Annotated in this window: 14 protein-coding genes; 8 read left to right on the plus strand and 6 right to left on the minus strand. The window is 63.8% G+C overall.

The genetic code is table 11. The annotated features are described in order from the left end of the window. Position 1: 1 nt before the first annotated feature. The 6 genes from P1IM2_RS02255 to P1IM2_RS02280 all read right to left on the minus strand — a co-directional run bounded on the left by P1IM2_RS02255 (position 2) and on the right by P1IM2_RS02280 (position 4,925). The gene (locus tag P1IM2_RS02255) at positions 2-391 is read right to left on the minus strand and encodes a DUF305 domain-containing protein (protein ID WP_260833915.1); all 390 of its coding nucleotides are present in this window, start codon (positions 389-391) and stop codon (positions 2-4) included. Between the two features lie 92 nt (positions 392-483). After that, the gene (locus P1IM2_RS02260) at positions 484-1,707 is read right to left on the minus strand and encodes a copper resistance protein B (protein ID WP_186401288.1); all 1,224 of its coding nucleotides are present in this window, start codon (positions 1,705-1,707) and stop codon (positions 484-486) included. Further along, positions 1,704-3,539 carry a copper resistance system multicopper oxidase gene (locus P1IM2_RS02265; RefSeq protein ID WP_371830021.1) on the minus strand — a complete coding sequence of 612 codons (1,836 nt, stop codon included), beginning with the start codon at positions 3,537-3,539 and terminating at the stop codon, positions 1,704-1,706. The genes P1IM2_RS02260 and P1IM2_RS02265 overlap by 4 nt, the downstream gene beginning before the upstream one ends. A 119-nt stretch (positions 3,540-3,658) precedes the next feature. Further along, the gene (locus P1IM2_RS02270; protein ID WP_003046398.1) at positions 3,659-4,243 is read right to left on the minus strand and encodes an RNA polymerase sigma factor; all 585 of its coding nucleotides are present in this window, start codon (positions 4,241-4,243) and stop codon (positions 3,659-3,661) included. Next, positions 4,240-4,677, minus strand: a complete 438-nt coding sequence (locus P1IM2_RS02275) for a periplasmic heavy metal sensor (RefSeq protein WP_003046401.1) — start codon at positions 4,675-4,677, stop codon at positions 4,240-4,242. Before P1IM2_RS02275 ends, P1IM2_RS02270 begins: the two co-directional genes overlap by 4 nt. Before the next feature lie 2 nt (positions 4,678-4,679). Continuing rightward, the gene (locus tag P1IM2_RS02280; RefSeq protein ID WP_137870392.1) at positions 4,680-4,925 is read right to left on the minus strand and encodes a hypothetical protein; all 246 of its coding nucleotides are present in this window, start codon (positions 4,923-4,925) and stop codon (positions 4,680-4,682) included. Between the two features lie 164 nt (positions 4,926-5,089). On the opposite strand from P1IM2_RS02280, the gene copC reads away from it, so the two are divergent. The 8 genes from copC to P1IM2_RS02320 all read left to right on the plus strand — a co-directional run bounded on the left by copC (position 5,090) and on the right by P1IM2_RS02320 (position 11,813). After that, complete coding sequence (gene copC, locus P1IM2_RS02285; RefSeq protein WP_011542702.1) at positions 5,090-5,473, plus strand: copper homeostasis periplasmic binding protein CopC; 384 nt, start codon at positions 5,090-5,092, stop codon at positions 5,471-5,473. 6 nt (positions 5,474-5,479) lie between these two features. Continuing rightward, positions 5,480-6,448: a copper homeostasis membrane protein CopD gene (gene copD, locus P1IM2_RS02290; protein WP_003046408.1), complete on the plus strand. Its 969-nt coding sequence runs from the start codon at positions 5,480-5,482 to the stop codon at positions 6,446-6,448. Between the two features lie 32 nt (positions 6,449-6,480). Further along, complete coding sequence (locus P1IM2_RS02295; RefSeq protein ID WP_003046411.1) at positions 6,481-7,170, plus strand: helix-turn-helix domain-containing protein; 690 nt, start codon at positions 6,481-6,483, stop codon at positions 7,168-7,170. Between the two features lie 137 nt (positions 7,171-7,307). Next, positions 7,308-7,985: a class I SAM-dependent methyltransferase gene (locus P1IM2_RS02300; RefSeq protein WP_186401290.1), complete on the plus strand. Its 678-nt coding sequence runs from the start codon at positions 7,308-7,310 to the stop codon at positions 7,983-7,985. Positions 7,986-8,151: 166 nt separating this feature from the next. Further along, positions 8,152-10,473, plus strand: coding sequence for a heavy metal translocating P-type ATPase (locus P1IM2_RS02305; protein ID WP_186401291.1), 2,322 nt, complete (start codon positions 8,152-8,154; stop codon positions 10,471-10,473). Between the two features lie 53 nt (positions 10,474-10,526). Further along, positions 10,527-10,985 carry a nuclear transport factor 2 family protein gene (locus tag P1IM2_RS02310; protein WP_186401292.1) on the plus strand — a complete coding sequence of 153 codons (459 nt, stop codon included), beginning with the start codon at positions 10,527-10,529 and terminating at the stop codon, positions 10,983-10,985. Between the two features lie 129 nt (positions 10,986-11,114). Then, positions 11,115-11,480, plus strand: a complete 366-nt coding sequence (locus P1IM2_RS02315) for a hypothetical protein (RefSeq protein WP_186401293.1) — start codon at positions 11,115-11,117, stop codon at positions 11,478-11,480. 66 nt (positions 11,481-11,546) lie between these two features. After that, complete coding sequence (locus P1IM2_RS02320) at positions 11,547-11,813, plus strand: hypothetical protein (protein WP_186401294.1); 267 nt, start codon at positions 11,547-11,549, stop codon at positions 11,811-11,813. Positions 11,814-11,822 lie beyond the last annotated feature (9 nt).

Genomic DNA, 11,822 nt, shown 5'->3' on the forward strand with positions numbered 1-11,822 from the left:
ATCATTTCCTCGCGAGGATGGATTTCATCTGTTCGATTTCGGCCGCCTGTCCCGCGACGATGCCGCGGCACAGTTCGCGAATTTCTGGATCCTTGAGCGAAGCCTGCTCGCACATCAGGATCGCTCCCGAATGATGCGGGATCATTGAGCGCAAAAAGGCGGTGTCGCCGATCGTCGTCTGGGTCCGGATGAGCGCGAAGCTCCCGAAGAAGGCGACAGCCGATCCGAGCAGCAACAGTGTGTTGAAGCGCTTGGACGAAAACATGCCCGGCATTGCGACGATCATGATGACGACCATCGGCGACACCATCATCAGCGTCATATAGAACATGTTGAGGTTGTTGTAGAAGCTCGAGAGGCGGTCGATCATCACGAACATCACCAGATACATGATGATGCCACTGACAATGGTCTGCAGCGCAAGGCTGCGATAGGCTGGTTTCACGGCATATCTCCTCGACGTGTTGCCACTCCTCGATACTTCTAGAACCAGGTGCGCACGCCCATCACAAAGCTGACGCCACCCGGATCCTCACCGGCCGCGCGCGCGAAGCGCGCAGTATCGCCGAGCTTTCGCGCCCACTCGACGCCCAAATAGGGTGCGAACTCCTTCACGATCTCGTAGCGCAGGCGAAGACCCAGCTCGACGTCGGACAGGCCCGAGCCGACGCCGGTTTCAGGAACATCCTGCAGGGCGAAATTCAGCTCCGCCCTCGGCTGCAAAATCAGTTTCTGCGTGATACGCTGGTCGTAATATCCTTCGAGACGGCCGAGCAAATCCCCCTTGTTGGAGAGGAAAAGCGCGCCCTCGACCTCGAACCAATAGGGAGCAAGACCCTCGAAGCCGACCGTTGCATAGGTGCGATCGGGGCCAGGCCCAAGATCTTGTCTGATACCTGCCTGCGCATTGAAATAGGGTCCGATCGTTCGGCTGTAGAGCGCCTGAACCTCGGCACCCTCGATCCCTTCGCCGAAAACGGCCTCGCCTTCGCTCTTCAGCGTCAGCCGGTTGATATCGCCACCATACCAGGCCTCACCGTCCCATCGAAAGCCGTCACGGCCCTTGCGCGCCTGATATTCCGCGAGGTTGAAGCTGATGAACCCGACAGTCTGCCCCCCATTTTCCTTCATCATGTCATGCCGCGAATGTTCCATTTCGGCTTTCGGGTAGATGCGGTCGGCATACCAGTCGCCGGGGGGCGCCGGAGCGGTAGCATCGCCGGGCGGCAAGTCCGTTCCGCTCGCGCTGCCCATCCCAGGCATCGCTTCCATTCCCGGCATCGCCTCCATTCCCGGCATATTTTCCATCCCCGGCTGCGGGGACGTCGTATCGGCGGGGCCGGCTTGCGGGGTGCAGTGGCCCATTTTGGCATGTTCGGGGGGACAGTCGGCATCGGAAGGCGCCGCAGTGTCGGGCTCCATCGCGCCCATATCGGCAGCCAGCTTCTCGGAAGCCTTGTCGCCCGCCGTGCAATGACCCATCGCGGCATGTTCCGGTGGACAGGTCGAAGCTTCAGGCGCCATGTCCATGCCCTGCATGTTGCCATGGTCCATCGGCGCTTCAACTGGCGGCTCAGTCGCCGGCGCGGGAGCGGGTTTCGAAGCAGGCTTCGAACCGTGCATCGAATGGTCCATCGACTGCGCAGCAGCCGGAACGGCGACCGCAAAGGGTGCGATGCCGGCAAGGAGGAGCGCGACCCGGGTCATTCGCCGTCTCCCTTCGGACGGACGCTCACGACGCGCATCATTCCGGCATGCATGTGATAGAGAAGGTGGCAGTGGAACGCCCAGTCACCGAGCGCGTCGGCGGTGAAGTCGAAGCTCGCGATCCCGCCCGGCTGGACGAGCACCGTATGCTTGCGCGGCGCATGATCGCCTTTCCCCGTGACCAGTTCGAAGAAATGGCCATGCAGATGGATTGGGTGGCTCATCATCGAATCGTTGATGAGGTTGATCCGCACGCGCTCTCCCTCGATGAAGGGGATGGGCTCGTGATAGTCGGACATCTTGATGCCGTCGAACGACCACATGAAGCGTTCCATATTGCCGGTCAGATGGATGTCGAGCGAGCGCGAGGCGGCGCGGGTATCGGGGTTGCGCTCGAGCGCGACAAGGTCATGGTAGGTCAGCACCTTGTGCCCGACATTCTCCAGTCCCTGCCCCGGCTCGCCCATGCGATCCATCGGCATCGGCGAGATCGTCTGAACGCTGGGATCGCGCTTGACCTGCGGCGCGACACTGAAGTCGCGCATGCTGTGCTGCATGCCTCCGCCAGATCCATGATCCATGCCCGCCATCGCGCCGCTTTCCCCCGCTGGCGTACAATGGCCCATCTTGGCATGTTCGGGAGGACAAGAAGGGTCGCTCGCCGGCATGGGCATGGCGCCCATATCGCCGCCCGAATGGTCCATACCCGCCATCGCGCCGCCCGACATGTCGCCCATGCCCATGTCCTTCATGGTCGCGAGCGGCCGTTCGCGGAGCGGCGGCACCTCGGCGACCATGCCAGCGCGCGGTGCGAGCGTCGCGCGTCCCATGCCCGAGCGGTCATTGGCCTCGGCAACGAGCGTATAAGCACGGTCCTCGACCGGGGTCACGATGACGTCATAGGTTTCGGCGACCGCGATCTGGAACTCGTCGATTTCGGTCGGCACGACATTGAGCCCATCAGCCTGGACGACGGTCATCCTGAGGCCCGGGATACGGACGTTGAAGATCGTCATCGCCGACGCATTGACGATGCGCAGGCGTACCCGCTCGCCGGGGCTGAAGAGCGCGGTCCAGTTGTCGCGCGGACCATGGCCGTTGACGAGGAAGGTGTAGGTCGAACCATTGACGTCGGCGACGTCGGTCGGGTCCATCCGCATCTTGCCCCAATCGATCCGCTCCTTGAGCGGTTGATCCTTGCCGGCAAGCAGGCCCGCCAGCGTCTGGCGCTGCATGTTGAAATGGCCGGGATTGACCTTGAGCTTGCGGAAGATCGCCTCGGGCGACAATTGACTGTGGTCGGACAGGACGACGACATGCTCGCGGTCGTAGCCGATCGGGTCGGCGCCCGCGGGATCGATGACGATCGGGCCATAATGGCCGAGCTGTTCCTGAAGCCCCGAATGGCTGTGATACCAATAGGTCCCCGATTGAACGACCGGGAATTCATAGACAAACTTCGAGCGCGGCTTGATCCCGGGGAAGCTGACGCCGGGCACGCCGTCCATCTGGAACGGCAGGATCAGGCCGTGCCAGTGAATCGAGCTGTCCTCGTCGAGATCGTTGACGACGGTGAGGCGCGCGTTTTGTCCCTCCTTCAGCCGGACGAGCGGCGCGGGCACGGTGCCGTTGATCCCGATCGCGCGACTGACCTTGCCGTCGATGCGCATCGTCTGGCGCGCGATGCGCAGCGTTATGTCATTGCCGGATACGGTCGGAAGCGGCGCGGTGATGCCGGACGACACCGGCTGGGCCCAGGCCGGGAACCATGCGGCCATCGCCGCAGCAGCCCCTCCACCCAAAGCTCCACTGACGAACCGACGCCTTTCCATCTGCATATTCTTTCCGACCGTTACTGACTGTTCCTAAAGCTATACGCAGGCGGCACGCCTGCCCCTCAATAAAAATGCCGGACGATGAGGAGATGCCGCCTGAACGAGCGGTCGAACCCTCAACCCTCGGCGCTCGCAGATGTTCCCGCGAGCAATTCCCGGAGCCTGGTCCGCGCTCGATAGAGGCGCGTTTCGACTGTTTTCTCGCTGACCCGCAAAATGACCGCTGTTTCGGCCTGGCTGACCTCGTCGACACCGCGGAGGAGCAACACTTCGCGCAAATTCTGCGGCAGCTGATCGATCGCCCCGCGAACCCTGGCGAGCTCTCGCCTGTCGGTCGCCGCGGAATCGGGCCCAGGACCATCGCTTGCTACGTGATGCGCATTTTCGAGCGGGAGCGCGCGGGAGAAAAAGGCGCGCACCTTTCGCCGTCGTGCCCAGTCGCGACATTTGTTGAGCGCGATACGGGCGATCCATGTGCGGAAGGGGCGTTCGCCATCATAGCGATCGAGCGCCGAAAAGCCGGAGACGAACGTCTCCTGCGTCAAATCCATCGCCTCGTCGGCATCGCCGATCTGCTTTACGATGAGCCGGTAGACGCCCGTTTTGTAACGGCGCAGCAACTCGCGATAGGCGTCTTCGCGGTGCGCGCGCGCAAAGGCCGCCAGATCCTGGTCGCTACATTGCGATAGGTCGGCGCTCACCGCGCATCGGCGGTCAGCGCCTTGACCACGCTTTTGTCGAACATTTCCGCTTGATCGGGGTTGAGAACCCCGCGCATCGCGAAGAGATGCTGGAGCGTTTCCTTCTGCAATGTCCCCATCACCTCATGCGTCTCGTCGATCGCCTCGGTGACGCGCGGTCCATAGCCATGCTCGGCTTCGATCGCCTGCGCGAGCCGGACATTGGCGGCGCGCATCTCGAGTTCGAGCGCCTGGCGGCGACCGGCGAAGTCGGCTTCGATCCGCTCGAGTTTCTTTTCCTGCTCCGGGGTCAGGTCGAGTTGGCCGTGGAGAAGCGCATGAAGTTCGGTTTCGCTGGCTTTGGGCGCATCGGCTACCAGACGGCCGATGAACACGCCGGCAATCGCCGCGGCGAAGGCAATGAGCCCCAAGAGAAGAAGACGGCGCGACGGCATCGCTACTGTACATCCAGCAAGGTGGAAGGCACCAATGCGCTAGGCGGGCCGAATGGGGTCAGGGGGCTTGCCGCGACCGCCGGCTGGGAAATCGCACTCCCCGCAAAGACACCGCCGCCGAGCGAGACAAAGGCCGCGAGCGCCATCAGGCGGCGCATCGCTACCGCTTCGCGCCGGCGGATCGCCAATGCGCCCATGATGCGATCATCGAGCGCATCGAGCGCTGCGGGCAGATCGATCCTGTTCAAAATGCGAAGCTCCTTATCCATCGATCGTCTCTTCAAACCTTTCCATCATTGTACATACGCGCCGAAGCGCCTCACCCCTCACACCAGAATATTATTCCGGAATATTTGAGGGCCATGCCGATATCCTGCGTATTAGCAGGACAGACACGCATTTGGAGGTGTTCATGTTCAAGTCTCTTCTCCCCTCTGCAGCGGCGGCTTTCGCTCTGCTTCTCATGCCGGCCACGGCAAGCGCGCACACCAAGCTCGTCAGCTCGACGCCCGCCGCCAATTCGACCGTTTCGAAGGTCACGTCGGTCAATCTTCAGTTCAACGAAAAGATCGTCGCCTCGACCCTCAAGACCGAGCTGGTCATGACCGGCATGCCCGGCATGGCCAATCATGCCCCGATGAAGGTGCCTTACTCGTCGATGATGGGCAAAGAGGGCAAGTCGGCGATGCTGATGCTCAAGCGGCCGCTGACAGCCGGAACCTACAAGGTCACATGGTCGGCGGCGGGCGCTGATACCCACCGCATGGGCAGCGAATTCAGCTTCACCGTAAAGTAAAAGACGGTGGGGGACCCCGTTCTGATCGGCATCAGGTTCGCACTTTATGCGGACCTGATGCTCATCGCCGGCCTTGCTGCGTTCCCGCTTTTTGCGCTGACACGGAGCGAACGCCTTGCGCCGCAGTCGATGATGGCCTCGATCTGGCGCGCAGAGCGATGGCTCTGCGCCGCCGGACTGCTTCTCTCCATCTTGGGGATGGGCGTGCTCGCGGCTTCGATGCAGGGTGTGGGGCTCCTCTCCCTGGAACTCCAGCCTTTTTGGGACCTTGTTCGCGAGACCGAGGTCGGCACAGCCTGGGTCTACCGGAGCGCAGCGCTGCTGCTCGCGCTGGGAGTCGCGATCTGGATGGTCCGCTGGCCGACAACTTCGGCCGCCGTACTCGCGGCCGCGGGCTCGGTGGCCGTCGCGAGTCTGGTCTGGTCCGGCCACGCCGGCGCGACCGAAGGCGCCGCAGGCACCGTGCACCGGATCAGCGACATCTTGCACCTGATTGCAGCGGCGGTCTGGATCGGCGCGATCGGCGCCTTCCTGATCCTGATCTCACCACGTCGTGTCCGCGAATGGCCGGGCGGACTCCAAATTGCGGCGCGGAGCCTCGATCAATTCTCGCGCGTCGGTACGATCTGCGTCCTCGTCATCGCCGCCACCGGCCTCGTCAACAGCCAGATGATCGTCGGCGCCGAGAATCTCGGCCGTTCCCTCGGCTCGCCCTATGGACAATTGCTTCTCGCCAAGCTTGCGCTGTTCGGACTGATGCTGGCGCTCGCGGCGGCGAACCGCTGGCGGCTGACCCCGGCGCTCGCGGCCGCCGTCCCGGGGACCGATACCGACAATGTCGACGCCGACCCCGACCTCGCGATTGCAGCCATGCGCAGAAGCCTCATCATCGAAGCGTCGGCCGCGCTCGCCATACTCGCGCTGGTTGCCTGGTTCGGTACGCTCGAACCCTTCGTCACCGCCGATCCGGTTTGACCCCAAGCACCGCCTCTTGGTCGGGTTCGATCATGCTCGGGACCGGCTGGGCGCTCATTGACGCGCGCATCGGGAGCAGCCGTCCCCATAACCATGTGGCGCACCAGATCAGCCTCGCCATCGAACGCGACCTCGAAATTTCCGGTGATGCCGACCTGATAGTTCCCGCCGGACACGCCATTGCGATAGCGTCGCATGTCCGGCACCGCCTCGGGCCGCCGGGCGCCCTCGTGCGGTCATTTTATCTCGACCCGCTTTTTCGTGCCGGCACCCGGCTGTCCGCCGGATCGGCGCCTGTCCTGTTGACGCCGATAGAGACAGCCGGACTAGGTGACATCGCAAGCGGCGCGGACGCGAAGCGCTGGGCGTCCGACTATCTCGACCGCTCGCAGGCGCGTCCGGTGGATGCCCGCCTGTCCGAAGTGCTCGCGGCCCCTGACGATTTGTCGACCGCGCGCGCCTTGGCCGACGTCGCCTGCCTTTCGCCCTCGCGCCTCCGCGAAATCGTCAGCCGCGACTTCGGCGTGCCTCCGGCCAAATTGCTGCAATGGCTCCAGCTTCAACGCGCCGTGCGGACGCTGGTCGGCGGCGGAGGTCTTGCCGACGCCGCGGCGGCGGGAGGCTTCGCCGATCAGTCGCACTTCACGCGCCGCTGCGCTCAATGGCTAGGCGTGACGCCTTCGGCCGGCCTTAGTGCCTTCGCGTTCGAAATCGTGCCCTGAGCCGGATGCGCCTCGCACCGCGTCGCCCCGGCGAAACATTCAAGACTGCCGCGCCTGTTTGCCCTTAAGCGTCTCGTCGAGACCGGCGATTGCGGCCGCAATCCGGCGGCAAGCCAAAGCGTCGAAAGGAGACGGCCATGCCCGACCCGAAACCCGTAGCAAGATCCTACACGCCAGCGGCAGGATATCACTTCCTGACGCCCTTTTATGATTTCGGCGTCGCGGTGACAACGCGCGAGCGCGTGTGGCGCGACCGTCTCGTTCGCCATATGGCGCTCGGCGAGGGTGACGTCATTCTCGATATCGGCTCGGGTGCGGGAAATCTTGCGCTGGCGATCGCTCGCCATAGCCGGGACGTCCGCTATCTTGGTTTCGACCCCGACGAGGCAGCGACGCGAATTGCCCGAACGAAGACCGCGCAGATTGTTCCACCGCCGGAGTTTCGAGTTGGCTTTTTCGCGGCTTCGGCGATCGATGACTGGCCCCCGCCTGCCAAGATTGCGATCTGCCTCGTCCTTCATCAGGTCGGGCTTGAGGAAAAGGCACGTCTGCTACGCGAGGCCCGGCAGGTGCTCGCGCCGGGCGGCAAACTCTATGTCGCGGACTATGGGGAACAGCGCAGCCGCCTCATGCGGTTGCTGTTCCGCCTGACGATCCAGCAGCTCGACGGCGTCCAGGACACCCAACCCAACGCCGATGGATTGCTACCGGTGCTGATGAGAGAGGCCGGCTTTCGCGATGTTCGCGAACTTGAGACGTTTCGCACGCCAACCGGTGCGATCGCGATCATCGAGGCCAACAAACCCCGGATCTGATTGCACGGGGCAAAGAAAATCCGAGGGATAACCGCTCTTCTTGCGTATCGATAGGAGCGGCTTCATTCTGGAACCGTCAGGGAAAGCCGCCTACGACGAACACGGCCGGCGGCGTTCGGACGCCCCGCCACCAAGCGGGCATCCTACATGTACAGGAGCGGCGACGATGCACGATCATCAGGGCGCGGAAAAAGGCAGAGGGAGCACCACCGATCCGGTCTGCGGCATGACGGTCGATCCGGCCACCACGCCGCACATCGCGACGCACGACGGCGAACATCATCATTTTTGCAGCGCGGGCTGCCTCGCCAAATTCGAGGCCGATCCCGATCTTTACGCCGCAAAAAGCGAGCCGACCGCAGCCGACGCACCCGAGGGGGCCATCTGGACCTGCCCGATGCATCCCGAGATCCAACGCCCCGGCCCTGGAAGCTGCCCGATCTGCGGCATGGCACTCGAGCCCGTCATGCCAACCGCGTCGGACGGCCCCAGCGAAGAATATCACGACATGCGGCGTCGCTTCTGGGTCGGCCTCCTTCTCGCCCTTCCAGTCTTTGCACTTGAGATGGGCGGCCATCTGACAGGCCTCCACCAATATGTCGGCCGCCAGACGAACAACTGGGTCCAGATGCTGCTCGCGACCCCCGTCGTTCTATGGGCGGGCTGGCCCTTCTTCGAGCGCGCCTGGCTCTCGATCCGCAACAAGAGCCTCAACATGTTCACCCTCATTGCGATGGGGACGGGCGTTGCCTGGGGCTACAGCATGATCGCGGCGATTCTCCCGCAAATCTTCCCGGCAGCCTTCCGCGCCGCCGATGGCTCGGTCGCGGTCTATTTCGAGGCCGCCGCGGTCATCACGGTGCTGGTGCTACTCGGGCAGGTGCTCGAACTCAGGGCCCGCGAGACGACGAGCGGCGCGATCCGCGCGCTCCTTGACCTGACACCGAAGCTCGCCCGGCGCGTCCGCAGCGATGGAAGCGACGAGGAGGTAGCGCTCGAGGAAGTCGCGGTCGGCGACATGCTGCGCATCCGTCCGGGCGAAAAAGTCCCCGTCGATGGCATCGTCGTAGAAGGCCGCGGCACGGTCGACGAATCGATGGTCACGGGCGAATCGATGCCGGTGACCAAGGCGGCCGGCGCGGCGCTGATCGGCGGAACGATCAACCAGACGGGCGGCCTGCTCATGCGCAGCGAGAAGGTCGGGCGCGACACGATGCTCGCGCGGATCGTACAAATGGTCGCCGACGCGCAGCGCAGCCGGGCGCCGATCCAGCGTCTCGCCGATACCGTTTCGGGCTGGTTCGTGCCCGGCGTCATCGTCGTCGCCATTGTCGCTTTCGTTGTCTGGTCGCTTCTGGGCCCCGCGCCCGCCATGGCCTATGGCCTTATCGCCGCCGTCTCGGTGCTCATCATCGCCTGTCCCTGCGCGCTCGGCCTCGCGACGCCAATGTCGATCATGGTCGGCGTGGGGCGCGGCGCCGAAGCCGGCGTGCTGATCAAAAATGCCGAGGCGCTTGAGCGGATGGAGAAGGTCGACACGCTCGTCGTCGACAAGACGGGGACGCTGACCGAAGGCAGACCCTCGGTCGTCGCCATCGAAGTCGCCGAAGGGTTCGAGGAAAACGACCTCCTCCGGATTGCCGCGAGCCTCGAGCGCAGCAGCGAACATCCATTGGCCGCCGCAATCGTCAAAGCGGCGGAAGACCGCGGCCTCGCGCTCGTCGAGCCATCGGGAGTCGACCAGCCGGTCGGCAAGGGCATCGTCGGGGCGGTCGACGACAAGGCGATCGTCCTTGGCAATGCGAGCTTTCTCGAAGAATATGACGTCGATCTGGGCGCACTCGCCGCGGCGGCCGACCGCCTTCGCACTGACGGCGCGACGGCGATCTACATCGCGGTCAACGGCAAGGCGGCCGGCGTCATCGCTATCGCAGATCCGGTCAAGGAGACGACGAGCGACGCACTCGCGGCGCTGCGCGAAGCCGGAATCAAGGTCATCATGCTCACCGGCGACAATCGCGTCACCGCCGAGGCGATCGCACGGCGGCTCGGCATCGACAATGTCGAGGCCGACGTCCTCCCCGACCAGAAGAGCGCCGTCGTCCAGCGGCTGCGCGAAGAGGGCGGGATCGTCGCCATGGCCGGCGACGGGGTCAACGACGCCCCCGCGCTTGCCGCCGCCGATGTCGGCATCGCCATGGGTTCGGGAACCGACGTCGCCATCGAAAGCGCGGGCGTCACACTATTGCGCGGCGACCTCCTCGGCATCGTGCGGGCGCGGCATCTCAGCCATGCGACAATGGCGAATATCCGCCAGAATCTCTTCTTCGCCTTCGCCTATAATGCCGCGGGCATTCCGGTGGCGGCGGGCGTGCTATACCCGATCTTCGGGCTGCTCCTGTCGCCGATCATCGCCGCCGCGGCGATGGCGCTCTCGTCGGTCAGCGTGATCGCCAATTCGCTGCGGCTGCGGTTCGTGAAAATCTGATCGAAGCGTCGCCGCGCCGTTCGGCGGCGGGTATTGAGAAAGGGAGAATGGGGATGAGAGGTTTCATTGCAGCGGCGATCGGACTGGCGCTGGCCATGGCGATTCCCGCCCAAGCGGCCGCAACCCCGGATTATCAGGCGGCCGCCGCGACGCTGGCGCAATATAAGCAGGCGATCGAGAGCCGCGACCTGTCGGGCGTCGGAGCCCTGTTCGCGCCCGACGCCCAGATCTTCGAGTCGGGCGGCGTCGAAGGAAATTTCGCCCATTATCGCGACCATCATCTCGCGCCCGAGCTCAAGGCGTTCAGGTCCTTCGCCTTCAAGGACTATAAGGTTTCGGTGCGGGGCGAAGGCGAGGTTGCGATCGCCACCGAGACCTATTCCTACACGATCATACTCGCGAGCGGCGAAACGGTCGAACGTGATGGCGTTGCGACGAGCGTGCTTAAGTGGACGGACGGCAAATGGCGGATCATCAGCCTGCACAGTTCTTCGCGCAAGCCGAAGGCCTGATGGCGGCGGGCGGGGCAAGGATTATCTGGCCCGGGTGTAACCGCGGAGGGGCTGCTCACGAACAACGCAGCAGTCCAGGCGCCGCAATTTCAGTTTGACGCCAGGAGTGACAAGGAACATGCTTCGACCGTGAAACGTTGGCTTTCTCTGCTGCTTCTCTTCGGAGCTGTGCTGGGCCTTCTCGGCCAGGAAGCCGCGTTTGCGTCTGCTCCGGCAATCCCGATGTCCGATACGACAACCGCGGCGACGTCGATGAGCGACGAGTGCGCCGAAATGATGGGAATGGACAAATCCGAGGGCGACGCGCCCTGCAAGGGTCTGACGTTCGATTGCATTGCCAAGATGGGTTGCGCGCTCCCGCCCCTCGTCATTTCGTCGCCCATGCTGATCGTGGCGGCGACTCACATGACAGGGCTGCTCGACCCGCTACCGATCCAGCCGCTGGATGGCCGGACATTCGGGCCCGAACCCAATCCACCGCTAATTCTCGGCTGAATTGCACGATGCCCGCCGACCCGTTTCGGCGCTCATTTTCTTGCTTTCTCAACCGAGGAATTCAACATGAAACCGCTTTTTGCCGTTGCCGCGCTCGCGGCAGCGACGCTTGCCGCTCCCGTTTTTGCCCAAGTGCAATCGGGCGGCCGTTATGAATGGCAGACCCGCCAGGTTCCGGGACCGAACAAGTCCAATGCCACGTCGCGAGTCCGCGTCTGGGTGAAGGACAAACCGGCGCAAATGGCCGAGTGCGATTGCGACATGATGAAGGCCGATCCGGCCGGTTGCATGAAGAAAATGTCCCGCGGCTCCATGCCACACCCCGGCGCGTAAAGCTCTCCG

It is taken from the genome of Sphingopyxis sp. P1IMeth2 (assembly GCF_900185685.1).
GTDB lineage: Bacteria > Pseudomonadota > Alphaproteobacteria > Sphingomonadales > Sphingomonadaceae > Sphingopyxis > Sphingopyxis terrae_A.

What these genes read in the sequence shown, in the direction of transcription:
- copC (WP_011542702.1), top strand. Translation starts at nt 5,090, where the DNA reads ATGTTCAAGTCTCTTCTCCCCTCTGCAGCGGCGGCTTTCGCTCTGCTT.
- P1IM2_RS02265 (WP_371830021.1), bottom strand. Translation starts at nt 3,539, where the DNA reads ATGGAAAGGCGTCGGTTCGTCAGTGGAGCTTTGGGTGGAGGGGCTGCT.
- P1IM2_RS02260 (WP_186401288.1), bottom strand. Translation starts at nt 1,707, where the DNA reads ATGACCCGGGTCGCGCTCCTCCTTGCCGGCATCGCACCCTTTGCGGTC.
- P1IM2_RS02295 (WP_003046411.1), top strand. Translation starts at nt 6,481, where the DNA reads ATGCTCGGGACCGGCTGGGCGCTCATTGACGCGCGCATCGGGAGCAGC.
- P1IM2_RS02275 (WP_003046401.1), bottom strand. Translation starts at nt 4,677, where the DNA reads ATGCCGTCGCGCCGTCTTCTTCTCTTGGGGCTCATTGCCTTCGCCGCG.
- P1IM2_RS02255 (WP_260833915.1), bottom strand. Translation starts at nt 391, where the DNA reads ATGTATCTGGTGATGTTCGTGATGATCGACCGCCTCTCGAGCTTCTAC.
- P1IM2_RS02300 (WP_186401290.1), top strand. Translation starts at nt 7,308, where the DNA reads ATGCCCGACCCGAAACCCGTAGCAAGATCCTACACGCCAGCGGCAGGA.
- P1IM2_RS02310 (WP_186401292.1), top strand. Translation starts at nt 10,527, where the DNA reads ATGAGAGGTTTCATTGCAGCGGCGATCGGACTGGCGCTGGCCATGGCG.
- P1IM2_RS02305 (WP_186401291.1), top strand. Translation starts at nt 8,152, where the DNA reads ATGCACGATCATCAGGGCGCGGAAAAAGGCAGAGGGAGCACCACCGAT.
- P1IM2_RS02320 (WP_186401294.1), top strand. Translation starts at nt 11,547, where the DNA reads ATGAAACCGCTTTTTGCCGTTGCCGCGCTCGCGGCAGCGACGCTTGCC.